This is a genomic window from Streptomyces sp. NBC_00654, from assembly GCF_026341775.1.
Taxonomy (GTDB): Bacteria; Actinomycetota; Actinomycetes; order Streptomycetales; family Streptomycetaceae; genus Streptomyces.
Genome location: NZ_JAPEOB010000002.1, coordinates 1,273,065 through 1,287,598 on the forward strand (window position 1 = coordinate 1,273,065; position 14,534 = coordinate 1,287,598).

A 14,534-nucleotide genomic window follows, 5' to 3' on the forward strand; every position below is an offset into this window, starting at 1 on the left:
TCGATCGTGATGAGCGCCAATGCCCGGAACGGTGCCTGAGGCAGCCACATGACGTTCGCGATCACGCTGAGTCCGGCCGGCGCAGGGTCTACGGTCCTTGCCCACACTGCGCTACGGGGTGCCACCCAATCGCTCGTCATACAGGTTCCTCCGTTTCAGGCGGTCGGTGCGACAAATGCCGTCTGGGCGGGTCGGCAGCCACGAGCCTGCCGATCGCGGGCTCGCCGGTGGCGAGGACGCTCCGCACCATGGCCGCAGTGGCGGTCGGGGCTGGTGAATCGGAACGCGTCGGCCAGTCGGCGCCCGACCAGGCGCCCGGCAGGTATTCCGCTGATGCCGTGGGCTGCCGTGTTCACCCGCAGGATCCGCAGGTCGGGGTCGAGGACGTGCATCCCTACGGGCGACGGAGTCAACAGTGCTCTGAGCAGAGCCTTACCGAGCGGGCCTTCACCCGCGCCGGATGCCGCTCGGCGCGCCCCCCACCATTCTTCTGCCTCTTCGGTGCACTCAAGCACGGTTCACGACACGTCCACGACCAGCAGCGCGTCGTCGGATGCCATAGGCCGGATCGCCTCCGCATCTCCCCCGACGGTCCCCACCTGGCCCCATGTCTGTACCTGCGTGCCCGCTTCCCTCCAGGTTGCGACGCTCACGAAGGATCCGCACCTCGGCACGGGACAGACGCCCGACCCCTCGCGTACGGCGCCCGACATGACCTTGACGAGCGACGTGTCCCTCCATCATGTGCCTCGATGGCTCGGACACCGCTCGGGTCAAGGCCACGGTGAACCAACACGGCCACCTCGCCCGGGACGGCCGGGAGCGCCGCCATCAGGACCGAGGCGGCCGCAGGGCTCACACGGTCAGGCCAGCCCGAGCGAGCGCAGTACGCGGCGCTGGCTCGGTGCCGGCTTGGCGGGCCAGTAGAGGTAGCAGACCCCTCCCGTACCGCTTCTGACCTTGCCGTTGGCGTCGTACCGCTTCGTACGCAGCCAGATGTTCTCCCACTCACGGCGCAGATAGACGCGGCGCACGGCGGGGTTGTCGGGCGAGGCGGGGTCATTGGCGACGATGTCGCCCTGCTCGGTGAAGCCGATCACCGTCATCAGATGGCCCGAGGTCCCGTAGCCCGCCCCGGTCAGCTCCTCCTTGAGGAAGGACTGGGAGGTGATGACGGGGATGCCCACGCGGACCAGCCGCTCCACATCGGTCAGCGAGCCGAGCCGGGTGACGGCCGCGCTCATGTCCCGGTACGTGGCGGCGTAGGCGGCGTTGAAGGGCCAGTTGCCGCACCCCTCGTACTGGTAGTCGAAGGTGTACCGGGCCGCGTGGCAGATCTGCGGGTCGGCGAGGCCCGGCTTCACCCACGCGAGGTCCTCCGCCGTGGCCCTGCGTCCCCAGTACTCGATGATCATCTGCGAGGAGGTGGGGCTGCACCACGCCTCACCGCCGTTGTCGTACTCGGGGTACTCCCCCACGTGGACGTTCTGCGAGTAGCGCGGCACCGGCAGTTCGCGGACGAGGCGGGGGGTGCTGGCCGGGACGGTGAACCGGTCGGGGACGTCCGAGGCCATCGCGCCCAGCCGCCACAGCGTCGGGGTGAGCCGGCTGCCCGGGGTGCGGTGGAGCGTCGCCCGCAGCCGGTACGAGGCCAGCCGCAGCCCGCTCGCCGGGTCGTCCACGGAGAACGTGTCGGTCCACACCGAGCTCCTGCCGTCGGTCTGGCCGTCGACGGAGGTGCGCCGGATGTCGCCGTCGCCGGCCGCCCAGCGCCCCATGACGAACCAGGGCGTCGTGGTGCCGTCCGCGTACTCGCCGCCCAGCTCCACCTGGATCCAGGTGCCTGCCGGGGTGTCGGCGTTCCACGAGGCGATCACCTCGGTGGCCGGAACGGTGGAGCGGTGGACGGGTGAGGTCCAGGTCGCGTACTCCCAGGCGGTGGTCCTCCCGGTGTGCGGGTCGGTGTAGTCGGTGCGCCCGGCGGGGGCGGCGATCACCAGACCGGGCCTGCGGCCGGCCACGGCACGGGTTCCGTCCCCCGAGCCGCAGCGCCAGTCGGTGTAGGTGCTCCAGAAACGGTTGTCCACGTCCGAGACTGCCGCCAGGGGTGCTGGGGATCGGGGGGAGGAAGGGGCCGCGGCCGTCGCGGAGCCTGCGGCGATCACCGGGCCGGTGCCCGCCGCCGCGGCGAGTGCGGCGGTCAGTACGGTTCTGCGTGAAGTCGGTCTGGTCATGGGCGAGACCCCCGGTCGTGAGCGGAATGGGGCTGCGGATGCCGATCGGTGCGCCAACTATCCCGGGTCACCGCCGCATTCGGCCAGTGATTCGTCCTGTGCCGCGTCACCAATATTGGTCTGCTCCACTGGCGTGACCTGCGGCGGCTCCGGACAGGCGGCGGCCCTTGCGTACGCTGGACACATGAACGACCTGACCGGCCCGGCCGGAGCCCTGCGCTCCCTGCCCCCTTCCTGCGGGCCGGTGCGGCTGGTCGCGATCGACGGACACGCGGGCTCGGGCAAGAGCACCCTCGCGGCCCGGCTCGCGGCGGCGCTCGGCGGCGCACCCGTACTGCACCTGGACGACTTCGCCACCCACGAACAGTTCTTCGACTGGACGGACCGGCTGCGCGAGCAGGTGCTCCGGCCGTTCTCGCGCGGGGAGACCGCCCGCTGTACCCCGTACGACTGGACCGCCCGGCGCTTCGGCCCGGCGCGGACGGTGGAGCCCGCGCCCGTCGTGCTGATCGAGGGGGTGGGGGCCGGCCGCCGGGCGCTGCGCCCGCGGCTTGCCGCGCTGTACTGGATGGAGTGGGACCGGGCCGCGTCCTGGGCGCGGGGCAGGCACCGCGACGGGCCGGAGCTCTCGGAGTTCTGGGACGGCTGGACCGCCGCCGAGGAGCGGCATTTCGCCGACGATCCCTCACGGCCCTTCGCCGATGCGCTGGTACGCCAGTTGCCCGAGGGGTACGAGTGGCTGCCGGGGCCTCGTACCGATGCAGGAATGAACCGTTCCGTCACCCAGGGTGAATGGCTTACGGGATCGTGCTGAGCAGCCGGAAATCGGCCCGGAAGTACCCCAACTCGGCTTGACCGAGGGGCCTTACAGGTCTTACGTTCTCATTGTGCGGCTTTTCGGAGCCCCCGCGGACGCGAAGCCCCCGATTGTTCCCCCGTGATCGGGGGCTTCGTTCTGCGCTCATCGCCCTTCCCTTCCTGCCACCGAGGACGATCCGATCACCCTCGGTCACGGTCTCACCTGCGCCTACGGCCTCTTAGCCGCTCACCCTCCGTACCGGTACGATGCACCTCGGTGCGGTCAATTCCCCTCCTCGGCACAGTGATTCAGCGCGCTCCGGTGGGCATGCTGTGCGGGCGGGACATCCTGGGGGCACGGTTTGTGGGGGACCTGATGGACATCGGCACGCAGGGCGCACAGGCCCCGGCCGACCTCGCCTGGCTGCGCGGCGTGGACGCCTACACCATGGGCGCGTATCCGCAGGCCGAGGAGGAGTTCAGAACCGCGGTGCGGTTCGATCCCGGCATGGCGGACGGCTGGCTCGGACTGCACGCGCTGCGCATCGACACCACCACGGCGCTGCTGCGCATGTACCGCCACCGCGAGCGTTTCGGCGAGCAGCGCTCCCGTCATCGCCGCACACTCAACTCCTGGTACTGGCTGGGCTGGTGGGTCCAGCCGGTGCTGGAGAGCCCGCGCGATCTGCTGCTCGCGCACGCCTCGCACTGGCTGGACGGCCGCCATGTGCCGGAGCTGGACCGGGCGCTGGCCGGGCTGCCCCCGGTCGACACGGACCCGCAGGTGCGGTTCCTGCACGCCTGCCGCTCCTATCTCGTCAAGGACTGGGACCAGCTCGTCCGCAACACCGAGCAGCTCGTCGACGATCCGATGCTCGGCATCGAGGCCGGACTCTTCGGCGGCATGGCGCGGGTACGCATGGAGATGTACGGACAGGCCGAACCGCTCCTCTCGGCCGCCCTGATGCGCTGCCGCAGCGAACAGCCGCAGCGCAAGGAGCTGCGCTACTGGCTGGCGAGGGCCCACGAGGGGACGGGGCGCAGCGCCGCCGCCCTGCCGCTCTACCGTGCGGTGCACCGCGTCGATCCGGCCTTCATGGACACCTCCGCCCGGCTCGCGGCGATCTCCGAGGGCGACGGGTACGACGAATCGGCGGATCTGGCCTCCGTGTCACTGACCGGGTTCGGCGCGGACGCCACCGGCGCGGAACCCCAGCCGGAGGCCGACTCCCCGCTCGGCACCGAGCTCGTGGAGGGCAGGGAGCCGTGGCCGGACGCGGAACCGGTGGCCGCCGCGCCACCGCCGGTCGAGGGCGTACGGCACAAGGCCGCGGGAGCGCCGAGGGCGACCGCGTTCCCCGCCGGGCCCAGTGATCCCGTGCTGCTGGCCCGCGCGCTGGCGGAACTGGAGCGCATGGTCGGCCTGGAACCGGTCAAACGCCAGGTCAAGGCCCTGTCCGCGCAGCTGAACATGGCGCGGCTGCGGGCCGAGCAGGGGCTGCCCGTCCAGCCCCCGAAGCGCCACTTCGTCTTCTCCGGCCCCTCCGGCACCGGCAAGACCACCGTGGCCCGCATTCTGGGCCGGGTCTTCTACGCGCTGGGCCTGCTCGGCGGCGACCATCTGGTCGAGGCCCAACGGGCCGACCTGGTCGGCGAGTTCCTGGGGCAGACGGCGGTCAAGGCCAATGAGCTGATCGACTCGGCGCTCGGCGGGGTGCTCTTCGTGGACGAGGCGTACAGCCTGTCCAACTCGGGCTACAGCAAGGGCGACGCGTACGGCGACGAGGCGCTTCAGGTTCTTCTGAAGCGGGCCGAGGACAACCGGGACCATCTCGTCGTCATCCTCGCGGGCTACCCGGAGGGCATGGACCGGCTGCTCGCCACCAATCCCGGGCTCTCCTCCCGCTTCACCAGCCGGGTGGACTTCCCGAGCTACCGCCCCCTGGAGCTCACCGCGATCGGCGGGGTGCTGGCCGCCGAGAACGGCGATGTGTGGGACGAGGAGTCGGTGGACGAGCTGCGCAGCATCAGCGGGCATGTCGTCGACCAGGGCTGGATCGACGAGCTGGGCAACGGCCGCTTCCTGCGGACGCTGTACGAGAAGAGCTGCGCGTACCGGGATCTGCGGCTGTCGGGGTACGCGGCCATGCCGACGCGTGACGATCTGGCGACGCTGCGGCTGCCCGATCTGATGCAGGCGTACGGAGAGGTGCTCTCGGGGCGGGGTCCGGTGGACCGGGGACCGCAGCAGGAGCCGGGGGCCGGCTGAGGGCCGGTCCGGGGCGCCGGGCCGCCGGTGCCTCCCGGGGTGCCGGAAACGCGCCGGGCCGCGCGCCGGGCGGTGTCCCCCTCACCGGACGGGCCTGATCCGCTCCCGTCCGGTGGGGGAGGTCCGCACACGTCCGGCACCGGGTGTCACCGGGCCGTGTGCGGCGCTCCCCGTCAGGTCCGTCCCGCCAGGGTCTTCCGTCCCTGCTGGGCGGCCGGTACGTCCACCGTGCGGCGGGGTACCGAGACGCGGTGGGCCGGGTCGCGGACCTCTCCCACGAGCATCTCCAGGACGTCCTCCATGGCGACCAGGCCGAGCACCCGGCCCGACCCGTCGGCCACCTGGGCCAGATGGGTCGCGGCGCGGCGCATCACGGTCAGGGCGTCGTCGAGCGGCAGTTCGGCGCGCACCGTGGCCATGGGGCGCCAGATCTGCTGCGGGACGGCTCGGTCGCCGTCCTCCAGATCGAGGACGTCCTTGACGTGCAGGTAGCCCATGAAGGGGCCACCGCCCTCCGCGCAGACCGGGAAGCGCGAGTATCCGGTCCGCACGGTCAGCTCCTCGATGCGCCGCGGGGTGACGGAGGGGTCCACCGTCACCAGCGACGACCGCTCCAGGAGCACATCGGTGACCGGCCGGCTGCCCAGTCCGAGGGCGTCCTCCAGCCGTTCCTGTGCCTCCGGCTCCAGCAGTCCGGCCTGCCCGGAGTCCTCCACCAGCCGGTTGAGCTGCTCGCTGGTGAAGACGGCCTCGACCTCGTCCTTCGGCTCGACCCGGAAGAGCCGCAGCACCAGCCGGGCACAGGTGCCCAGTGCCGAGGTGACGGGGCGGCAGAGCCGGGCGAAGCCGACCAGTCCGGGGCTGAGCCACAGGGCGGTCCGCTCCGGAGCCGCCATCGCCAGGTTCTTCGGGACCATCTCGCCGATGACGAGGTGGAGGAAGACCACGGAGACGAGGGCCAGGGCGTAGCCGAGCGGATGGATGAGCCCCTCGGGGACCCGCGCCGCGTGGAAGACGGGTTCGAGGAGGTGGGCCACGGTCGGCTCGGCGACGGCACCCAGGGTGAGTGAGCAGATGGTGATGCCGAACTGGGCGGCGGCCATCATCTGCGGCAGGTTCTCCAGTCCGTACAGGACCTGGCGGGCCCGGCCCGATCCGCTCGCGGCGAGCGGTTCGACCTGGCTTCGGCGTACGGAGACGAGTGCGAACTCGGCGCCGACGAAGAAGCCGTTCGCCAGCACCAGGAGCCCGGCGAACAGCAGCTGGACCAGGCTCATCGCACGGCCTCCAGCAGCCCTCGTGCGGAGGGCGCCGCGGCCGCTGCCGTCCCGGCCGGGTCCGGCGTGCGGGTGAAGCGGACCTGTTCGGCGCGGTAATGGCCGACCTGACGGACGGAGATCCGCCAGCCGGGCAGTTCGGCGCGGTCCCCGGGGGCGGGGATGCGGCCGAGCAGATCGGCGACCAGTCCGGCCACGGTCTCGTACGGCCCGTCGGGTACTTCCAGGCCTATCCGGCGCAGGGTGAGGACCCGGCAGCTGCCCTCGGCGTCCCAGACGGTGCGGCCGTCGTCGCCGACGGCGGTGGCCAGCTCGGGCCGGTCGTCGCCCTCCGCGTCGTGCTCGTCGCGGACCTCGCCGACGAGCTCCTCGATGATGTCCTCAAGGGTGACGACTCCGGCGGTGCCGCCGTACTCGTCGACGACGACGGCGATCGGCTGCTCGTTGCGCAGTCGCTGGAGGAGCTGTTCGACGGGCAGGCTCTCCGGCACCAGGAGCGGTGGTACGGCGATCCGGCCGGCCTGTGTGCGCAGCCTCTCCCGGGCGGGGACGGCGAGGGCGTCCTTGAGATGGACCATGCCGACGACCTCGTCGATGCGGTCCCGGTAGACGGGAAAGCGGGAGAGGCCGGTGGCGCGGGTGAGGTTGAGGACGTCCGCCGCGGTCGCCGACGACTGGAGGGCGCTCACCCTCACCCGGGGCGTCATCACATGCTGGGCGGTGAGGCCCGCCAGTGACAGCGTCCGGACGAAGAGGTCGGCGGTGTCCTGTTCCAGGGTGCCGGCCCGCGCCGAGTGCCTGGCCAGTGAGACCAGTTCGCCCGGGGTACGGGCGGAGGCCAGCTCGTCGGTGGGCTCGACGCCCAGCAGCCGCACCAGCCGGTTGGCGACGGTGTTCAGTGCGGTGATCACGGGCCGCAGCACGGCCGAGAAGAGGTGCTGGGGTCCGGCGACGAAGCGGGCGACCTGGAGCGGTCTGGAGACCGCCCAGTTCTTCGGTACGAGTTCGCCGATCACCATCTGGACGGCTGCGGCGAGCAGCATGCCGATGACCACGCTGACGCCGGGGGCGGCGCCTTCGGGCAGTCCGGCCGCGGTGAGGGGTCCGGCGAGCAGCTGGGCCAGTGCCGGTTCGGCGAGCATGCCGACGACCAGCGAGGTGATGGTGATGCCGAGCTGGGTGCCGGAGAGCTGGAAGGAGAGTTCTCGCAGGGCTTCGACGACAGTACGGGCCCGGCGGTCGCCCTCGGCGGCCGCGCGTTCGGCGTCCGGCCGCTCCACGGTGACGAGCCCGAATTCGGCTGCCACGAAGAATCCGTTGGCGAGGATGAGAAGGAATGCCGCGCTCAGAAGCAGCAGGGGGGTGGTCATGCCGCCGCCTCCTGGGAAGGGGCGGCGCAGGTACTACCGGACGATCCGTCCATTGCTGGAGGGAGTCACTCCTTGGGTCGCAGGAAAAGCCCCGCGGGCCCCTGAGGGCCCCTCTGGTGCGGGGCGGGGCGCCACAGGGCGCCGCCGCCCTCCAGAGTAATCAAGAAGAGGCCGGACCGGGCAGGGGCTCAGTCGTTCTCCGTGGCGGTGTCCGCTCCGGTGCCGTGGGTCTCGGCGAGGACGCGCAGCGCACGGGCGTCGCGAATGGCCTGCTTCTTGGCCATTCCGGGCTGGATGCCGAGGGCGGGCAGGCTGGTGCCGTCGCTGAGGTCGAGGAAGACCCAGGGGTCGCCGACCCGCAGGTTGACGCGGAGGATCTCCGCCCAGGCCAGCCTGCGGGTACGGGTGAGGTTGACGACGGTGACGCCGGTGTCGTCGGCGACCACCTTGGGCCTGCTGAGCAGGGCCAGGACGCCGAGGAACAGCGCGGCGACGAAGATGAAGCTGGTCCGCTCCCCCGGGTTCAGCTTCTCCAGGGTCAGGGCGATGACGGTGATGACGAGGAACATCGCCAGACCCACGGCCAGCAGGACCACCCGGGTGAGGGTGGGCCTGAAGGTGACCGGGAGGGCGGGCTGTTCGGGCCGGGGCGCGGACGCGGACATCAGGGGCTCTTCTTGTCTGTCGGTGTTCTCGGTGCCCCTGCCGTCAGAGACGGCAGGCGTGGATGGCCGTGGTGAGGATGGCGCGGGCACCGAGCTCGTACAGGTCGTCCATGATCCGCTGCGCCTCCTTGGCGGCGACCATGGAACGGACGGCGACCCAGCCCTCGTGGTGCAGCGGGGAGATGGTCGGCGACTCCAGGCCCGGAGTGAGGGCCACCGCGCGCTCCAGGTGCTCGACGCGGCAGTCGTAGTCCATCATCACGTAGGAGCGGGCGACCAGGACGCCCTGGAGGCGGCGCAGGAACTGCTGCACCTTCGGGTCGTCCGCGGGGGCGCCGGTCCGCCGGATGACCACGGCCTCCGACGTCATGATCGGCTCGCCGATCACTTCGAGTCCGGCGTTGCGCAGGCTGGTTCCGGTCTCCACCACATCGGCGATGACCTGGGCGACCCCGAGCTCGATGGCGGTCTCGACGGCGCCGTCGAGGTGGACGACGGAGGCGTTGACGCCCGCGTCGGCCAGGTGCTTGGCGACGATGCCCTCGTAGGACGTGGCGATCGTCATGCCGTCGAAGTCCTGCGGGCCGTGGGCGGTGCCGGGCCTGGTGGCGTAACGGAAGGTGGAGCGGGCGAAGCCGAGCTGGAGGATCTCCTCGGCGTCGGCGCCGGAGTCCAGCAGCAGGTCACGTCCGGTGACGCCGATGTCGAGCCGGCCGGAGCTGACGTAGATCGCGATGTCGCGGGGCCGCAGGTAGAAGAACTCGACCTCGTTCTCAGGGTCGACGAGAACGAGTTCCTTGGACTCCTTGCGCTGCTGGTATCCGGCCTCATGGAGCATCGCCATCGCAGGCCCGGAGAGTGAACCCTTGTTGGGGACGGCGATGCGCAGCATGGGGTCAGGTCCTTTGGTGCGAAGGGGTGGGCTGTGCGGGACGTGCGGAAGCGGCGGTCGGCTCAGAGATGGGCGTAGACGTCGTCGAGGGAGATTCCGCGGGCGACCATCATCACCTGGACGTGGTACAGCAGCTGCGAGATCTCCTCGGCGGCGGCTTCCTTGCCCTCGTACTCGGCGGCCATCCAGACCTCGGCCGCCTCCTCGACGACCTTCTTGCCGATGGCGTGCACTCCCTTGTCCACCAGTTCGGCGGTACGGGAGGTGGAGGGGTCGCCGTCGGCGGCCTTGAGCTGAAGCTCGGCGAAGAGCTCTTCGAAGGTTTTGTTCGCCATGATGGTCCTTAGAATACGGGGTCGCCGGGCCGTCCTCAGCGCCAGGGTTCGCTGACGGCACGCAGGGTCGCGGCGGTGGCGACGGCCGCCGTGACCGCTTCGTGGCCCTTGTCCTCGTTGGACCCTTCGAGACCGGCCCGGTCCAGTGCCTGCTCCTCCGTGTCACAGGTCAGGACGCCGAATCCGACCGGGACCCCGGTGTCCACGGTGACCTGGGTGAGGCCGACGGTGACGCCCTGGGAGACGTACTCGAAGTGGGGGGTTCCGCCGCGGATGATGACGCCGAGGGCGACGATCGCGTCGTAGCCCCGGCCCGCGAGGACCTTGGCGACGACGGGGAGTTCGAAGCTGCCGGGGACCCGGAGCAGGGTCGGCTCGTCGATGCCGAGTTCGTGCAGCGCGCGCAGGGCACCGTCGACGAGTCCGTCCATGATCTTCTCGTGCCACTGCGCGGCGACCACGGCCACCCGCAGGTCACCGCAGTTGCGTACGGACAGTTCGGGTGCGCCCTTGCCGCTCATGTTTCTCCTACTGCTCGTTCCGTGGGTAACGGGAGGGGTGGTGGGGTGGTTCCGGCTACTGGTTGCCGCAGGCCGGCGCGGTGGCGCCGTCGAGCCACGGCAGGTCGTGGCCCATGCGGTCGCGCTTGGTGCGCAGGTACCTCAGATTGTGCTCGCCGGCCTGTACGGGCATGGGCTCGCGGCCGGTGACGGCGAGTCCGTGGCGGACGACCGCGGCGGTCTTGTCGGGGTTGTTGGTCATCAGCCGGAGACTGGCGACACCGAGGTCCGCGAGGATCCGGGCGCCCGCCGCGTAGTCGCGGGCGTCGGCGGGCAGGCCGAGTTCCAGATTGGCGTCGAGGGTGTCGGAGCCGCGTTCCTGGAGTTCGTACGCGCGCAGCTTGGAGAGCAGTCCGATGCCGCGGCCCTCGTGACCGCGCAGATAGACGACGACGCCGCGGCCCCGCTCGGTGATGCGTCGCATGGCGGCGTGCAGCTGAGGGCCGCAGTCGCAGCGCTGGGAGGCGAAGATGTCGCCGGTCAGGCACTCCGAGTGGATCCTCACGAGGACGTCCTCACCGTCGCCGATGTCGCCGTGGACGAGCGCCACGTGCTCGACGCCGTCGACGGTGGAGCGGTAGCCGTACGCGGTGAACTCGCCGAACGCGGTCGGCAGCCGGACCTCGGCCTCGCGGCGGACGGCAGGCTCGGCGCTGCGGCGGTAGGCGATCAGGTCCTCGATGGAGATGATCGTCAGACCGTGCTTACGGGCGAAGGGGACGAGTTCGGGCAGCCGCAGCATCACGCCGTCCTCGCCCGCGATCTCCACGATCGCCCCGGCGGGCCGCAGCCCGGCGAGCCGGGCGAGGTCGACGGCGGCCTCGGTGTGGCCGTTGCGGACGAGGACGCCGCCGCTGCGGGCCCGCAGCGGGAAGACATGGCCGGGGCGGACGAAGTCGCCGGGGCCGGCCACGCCGCCCGCCAGCATGCGCAGCGTGGTGGCGCGGTCCGCGGCGGAGATGCCGGTGCTCACGCCGTGTGCGGCCGAGGCGTCGACGGAGACGGTGAAGGCGGTCTTCATCGACTCGGTGTTGTTGTCGACCATCTGCGGCAGTTCGAGCCGTTCCAGCTCGGCGCTCTCCATCGGCGCGCAGATCAGACCGCGGCATTCGCTCATCATGAACGCGACGATCTCGGGGGTCGCCTTCTCGGCGGCGATGACGAGGTCGCCCTCGTTCTCGCGGTCCTCGTCGTCCACGACGACGACGGGCCGGCCCGCGGCGATGTCGCGAATGGCCTGCTCGACGGGGTCCAGGGCGAGGTCCAGGGCGAGATGGGCGTGATCCCGGTGCAACCAGGTGGGCTGGGCAGTCATGCCGTGGCTCCTTCCAGAGCGGGTGTCCGCGTACGCAGCCACCAGTCGCGCATGCCCCACAGGACGAGGGCGCCGTATACGACGTAGATGAGACCGGAGAAGGCGAGTCCGCTGTGGAAATTGAGCGGTACGCCGACCAGGTCGACCAGGAGCCAGGCGAACCAGAACTCGACCATGCCGCGTGCCTGGGCGAGCATCGCCACGAGCGTGCCCGCGAAGATGTAGGCGTCCGCCCACGGACTCCAGGACAGCGACGGGAACGCGGTGAAGAGACCGCCGACGGCCAGGGTGCCGAGGGCCGCGCCGCCGATCAGGTAGCCGCGCTCGCGCCAGGTGGCGAACCGTACGGCGATGCTGCCGTCCTGGGCCTGCCGCCTCCCGCGGGTCCACTGCTGCCAGCCCCAGACGGCGACGGCGATGACCACCAGCTGCTTGCCGACGCTGCCCGCCTGATGCACGGAGACATTGGCCGCGACCAGGACGACGCCGGAGAGGAGCTGGGCGGGCCAGGTCCAGATGGAGCGCAGCCAGCCGAGGGTGAGCGCCGCCACCCCGATCGTGTTGCCGATCATGTCCGACCAGATGATGTGCTGTCCGAGGACGGTGAACGCCTCCGAGTTCAGCCAGGTGAGCGCGCTCATGTCACCGGCTCCCCGGGTTCCGGCACCATGCCCCCGGCCGCGCCGGGGGAAGCTCCCGGGACCGCGTTGGCGCCGAGCAGCCGCTCGACGTACTTCGCGATCACGTCCACCTCCAGGTTGACCGGGTCGCCCGGCTGCTTGATGCCGAGCGTGGTCAGGGCGAGAGTGGTGGGGATGAGGCTGATGGTGAAGTGGTCGGCCTCCGCGTCGACGACGGTCAGGCTCACACCGTCGACGGTGATGGAGCCCTTCTCCACCACGTAGCGGGTCAGCTCCGCGGGCAGGGAGATCTTCACGATCTCCCAGTTCTCGGAGACCCTGCGCTCGACGATGCGGCCGGTGCCGTCGACATGGCCCTGGACGATGTGTCCGCCGAGCCTGCCGCCGAGCGCCATGGGGCGCTCCAGGTTGACCCGGGAGCCGGTCGTGAGGGCGCCGAGGCTGGAGCGGTCGAGCGTCTCCGCCATCACGTCGGCCGTGAACTCGTGGTCGCCGAGGTCCACCACCGTGAGGCAGACACCGTTGACGGCGATGGAGTCACCGTGCTTGGCGCCCTCGGTGACGACGGGGCCCCGCAGGCGGAATCGGGAGGCGTCGTCGAGCTTCTCGACGGCGGTGACCTCACCCAGTTCTTCGACAATTCCGGTGAACACTCAGTTTCCCTTCCGAGCGGTGACAGGGACGGCGGTGACGCGCAGATCGGGGCCGATACGGACGGTCTCGGTCACTTCGAGGCGCAACGCCTGGGCGATGGTGGAGATTCCGGCGTCGGCGAGGGCGGACGGGCCCGCGCCGAGCAGGACGGGTGCGAGATAGCCGACGACCTTGTCGACCGTTCCCGCGGCGACGAAGGCACCGGCCAGTGTCGGCCCGCCTTCGAGGAGTACGGACCGGACACCGCGTGCGTGCAGGGCGGCGAGCAGGGCCGGCAGATCCAGGCCGGGCCCGGCGGCGGCCCGCGGCAGCCGCAGGACGGCCGCTTCGGGCAGGTGCGCGGCGGGGACGTCGTCCGCGACCGCGATCAGGGTGGGTGCCGTGTCGTCGAGGACGCGGGCGCCGGGCCCGACGGCGGTGGCCCCGGTGTCGACGACCACCCGCAGCGGCTGGGTGGCGCCCTTGATGCCGCGCGCCGCCAGCTGGGGGTCGTCGATACGTGCGGTGCCGGACCCGACGACCACGGCGTCGGCCTCGGCACGCAGCCGGTGGACGTCGGCGCGGGCCTCGGGCGAGGTGATCCAGCGGCTGGTGGTGTCGGCGGCGGCGATCCGGCCGTCGAGGGTGGCCGCGTACTTCCACAGGACGTACGGGCGGCCCAGCCGCACCGAGGTGAGCCAGGCCGCGTTGCCCGCCGCCGCCTCGTCGGCCAGGAGGCCCCCCGTCACCTGGACCCCGGCCCGGCGCAGGGTCTCCGCGCCGCCGGTGGCCTGCGGGTCCGGGTCGCCGGCCGCGTACACGACGCGGCTGATCCCGGCGTCCAGGAGCGCCTGCGCGCAGGGGCCGGTGCGTCCGGTGTGGTTGCAGGGTTCGAGGGTGACGTAGGCGGTACCGCCCCGGGCCCGCCCGCCGGCCGCGCGCAGCGCGTGTATCTCGGCGTGCGGCCCTCCGGCGCGCTGGTGGAAGCCTTCTCCGGCCATCTCACCGGCGGCGTCGGCGATCACGCATCCGACGACCGGATTGGGGCTGGTGGAGCCGAGTCCGCGGGCTGCGAGCACGATCGCTCGGCGCATGGCGGTGGTGTCGGCTGCGGTGGCCACCGGGTCCTCCTGCCTCTTCGGGCACGGACTCCGGGGCCTGTCGATGACGACAGATGAAGCGGAACACCACGGGAACGCCGAAATCCGAGGACACGGACGCGGCTGTCCCGATGATCCGGAACACGCGTCCGCCTACGGCGGCGTACCTGTGACGACCCGCCGCGCACTGCCTCCCATCCGGACTTTCACCGTCGGTCCAGGAATCTCACCTGGTCAACCGGCCGCTGGCTGCGGACGGGTCGCGGACTATAACCGCCGGTTCGGAATTGCACCGACCCCGGAGTGCGCTGCTACTGGTACGCAAACAGTCTGCCACGGACCGCCCTCGGCCATGCGGGTGATGTCTGTGCCCTGGCTCACAGGGCAACCTCGAAGAAGTGGGCACACCCCGGTCCGGCCGGTGAACCGCCCGGTCTCCCGCCGC

Annotated in this window: 14 protein-coding genes and 1 riboswitch; of the genes, 2 read left to right on the forward strand and 12 right to left on the reverse strand. The window is 71.3% G+C overall.

Annotated elements, in window-relative coordinates; genetic code table 11:
- Positions 1-155 precede the first annotated feature (155 nt).
- Positions 156-515: a PAS domain-containing protein gene (locus OHA98_RS25905; RefSeq protein WP_266929137.1), complete on the reverse strand. Its 360-nt coding sequence runs from the start codon at positions 513-515 to the stop codon at positions 156-158.
- Between the two features lie 348 nt (positions 516-863).
- Positions 864-2,234 (reverse strand): peptidase C39 family protein, encoded by a 1,371-nt coding sequence (locus tag OHA98_RS25910; RefSeq protein ID WP_266929138.1) that lies wholly within the window; start codon positions 2,232-2,234, stop codon positions 864-866.
- A gap of 184 nt (positions 2,235-2,418) precedes the next feature.
- Between OHA98_RS25910 and OHA98_RS25915 the strand changes: the two genes are divergently transcribed.
- Positions 2,419-3,048, forward strand: coding sequence for a uridine kinase (locus tag OHA98_RS25915; RefSeq protein WP_266929139.1), 630 nt, complete (start codon positions 2,419-2,421; stop codon positions 3,046-3,048).
- A 312-nt stretch (positions 3,049-3,360) separates the two neighbouring features.
- Positions 3,361-5,301: an AAA family ATPase gene (locus OHA98_RS25920; protein WP_266930910.1), complete on the forward strand. Its 1,941-nt coding sequence runs from the start codon at positions 3,361-3,363 to the stop codon at positions 5,299-5,301.
- Between the two features lie 173 nt (positions 5,302-5,474).
- Here the strand turns inward: OHA98_RS25920 and OHA98_RS25925 are convergent, their stop codons facing one another.
- The 10 genes from OHA98_RS25925 to ribD form a co-directional block, all read right to left on the reverse strand.
- Positions 5,475-6,578: a hemolysin family protein gene (locus OHA98_RS25925; protein ID WP_266929140.1), complete on the reverse strand. Its 1,104-nt coding sequence runs from the start codon at positions 6,576-6,578 to the stop codon at positions 5,475-5,477.
- Complete coding sequence (locus OHA98_RS25930) at positions 6,575-7,948, reverse strand: hemolysin family protein (protein WP_266929141.1); 1,374 nt, start codon at positions 7,946-7,948, stop codon at positions 6,575-6,577. The genes OHA98_RS25925 and OHA98_RS25930 overlap by 4 nt, the downstream gene beginning before the upstream one ends.
- A 188-nt stretch (positions 7,949-8,136) precedes the next feature.
- The gene (locus OHA98_RS25935; RefSeq protein ID WP_266929142.1) at positions 8,137-8,613 is read right to left on the reverse strand and encodes a PH domain-containing protein; all 477 of its coding nucleotides are present in this window, start codon (positions 8,611-8,613) and stop codon (positions 8,137-8,139) included.
- Between the two features lie 43 nt (positions 8,614-8,656).
- A complete protein-coding gene (hisG, locus tag OHA98_RS25940; protein WP_266929143.1) occupies positions 8,657-9,505 on the reverse strand; it encodes an ATP phosphoribosyltransferase in 849 nt (282 codons plus the stop codon).
- 62 nt (positions 9,506-9,567) lie between these two features.
- Positions 9,568-9,840, reverse strand: a complete 273-nt coding sequence (locus tag OHA98_RS25945; protein WP_031097852.1) for a phosphoribosyl-ATP diphosphatase — start codon at positions 9,838-9,840, stop codon at positions 9,568-9,570.
- A gap of 35 nt (positions 9,841-9,875) precedes the next feature.
- Positions 9,876-10,361 carry a 6,7-dimethyl-8-ribityllumazine synthase gene (gene ribH, locus OHA98_RS25950; protein ID WP_266929144.1) on the reverse strand — a complete coding sequence of 162 codons (486 nt, stop codon included), beginning with the start codon at positions 10,359-10,361 and terminating at the stop codon, positions 9,876-9,878.
- A 55-nt stretch (positions 10,362-10,416) separates the two neighbouring features.
- The gene (locus OHA98_RS25955; RefSeq protein WP_266929145.1) at positions 10,417-11,715 is read right to left on the reverse strand and encodes a bifunctional 3,4-dihydroxy-2-butanone-4-phosphate synthase/GTP cyclohydrolase II; all 1,299 of its coding nucleotides are present in this window, start codon (positions 11,713-11,715) and stop codon (positions 10,417-10,419) included.
- Positions 11,712-12,356, reverse strand: a complete 645-nt coding sequence (locus OHA98_RS25960) for a nicotinamide mononucleotide transporter family protein (protein WP_266929146.1) — start codon at positions 12,354-12,356, stop codon at positions 11,712-11,714. Before OHA98_RS25960 ends, OHA98_RS25955 begins: the two co-directional genes overlap by 4 nt.
- Complete coding sequence (locus OHA98_RS25965; protein ID WP_266929147.1) at positions 12,353-13,009, reverse strand: riboflavin synthase; 657 nt, start codon at positions 13,007-13,009, stop codon at positions 12,353-12,355. The genes OHA98_RS25960 and OHA98_RS25965 overlap by 4 nt, the downstream gene beginning before the upstream one ends.
- Positions 13,010-14,110, reverse strand: coding sequence for a bifunctional diaminohydroxyphosphoribosylaminopyrimidine deaminase/5-amino-6-(5-phosphoribosylamino)uracil reductase RibD (ribD, locus tag OHA98_RS25970; RefSeq protein WP_266929148.1), 1,101 nt, complete (start codon positions 14,108-14,110; stop codon positions 13,010-13,012).
- Between the two features lie 159 nt (positions 14,111-14,269).
- Positions 14,270-14,400: riboswitch (FMN riboswitch) on the reverse strand.
- Positions 14,401-14,534: the final 134 nt, after the last annotated feature.

What these genes read in the sequence shown, in the direction of transcription:
- OHA98_RS25925 (WP_266929140.1), bottom strand. Translation starts at nt 6,578, where the DNA reads ATGAGCCTGGTCCAGCTGCTGTTCGCCGGGCTCCTGGTGCTGGCGAAC.
- OHA98_RS25910 (WP_266929138.1), bottom strand. Translation starts at nt 2,234, where the DNA reads ATGACCAGACCGACTTCACGCAGAACCGTACTGACCGCCGCACTCGCC.
- OHA98_RS25915 (WP_266929139.1), top strand. Translation starts at nt 2,419, where the DNA reads ATGAACGACCTGACCGGCCCGGCCGGAGCCCTGCGCTCCCTGCCCCCT.
- OHA98_RS25945 (WP_031097852.1), bottom strand. Translation starts at nt 9,840, where the DNA reads ATGGCGAACAAAACCTTCGAAGAGCTCTTCGCCGAGCTTCAGCTCAAG.
- OHA98_RS25955 (WP_266929145.1), bottom strand. Translation starts at nt 11,715, where the DNA reads ATGACTGCCCAGCCCACCTGGTTGCACCGGGATCACGCCCATCTCGCC.
- OHA98_RS25920 (WP_266930910.1), top strand. Translation starts at nt 3,361, where the DNA reads ATGCTGTGCGGGCGGGACATCCTGGGGGCACGGTTTGTGGGGGACCTG.
- OHA98_RS25930 (WP_266929141.1), bottom strand. Translation starts at nt 7,948, where the DNA reads ATGACCACCCCCCTGCTGCTTCTGAGCGCGGCATTCCTTCTCATCCTC.
- hisG (WP_266929143.1), bottom strand. Translation starts at nt 9,505, where the DNA reads ATGCTGCGCATCGCCGTCCCCAACAAGGGTTCACTCTCCGGGCCTGCG.
- OHA98_RS25935 (WP_266929142.1), bottom strand. Translation starts at nt 8,613, where the DNA reads ATGTCCGCGTCCGCGCCCCGGCCCGAACAGCCCGCCCTCCCGGTCACC.
- ribH (WP_266929144.1), bottom strand. Translation starts at nt 10,361, where the DNA reads ATGAGCGGCAAGGGCGCACCCGAACTGTCCGTACGCAACTGCGGTGAC.
- OHA98_RS25960 (WP_266929146.1), bottom strand. Translation starts at nt 12,356, where the DNA reads ATGAGCGCGCTCACCTGGCTGAACTCGGAGGCGTTCACCGTCCTCGGA.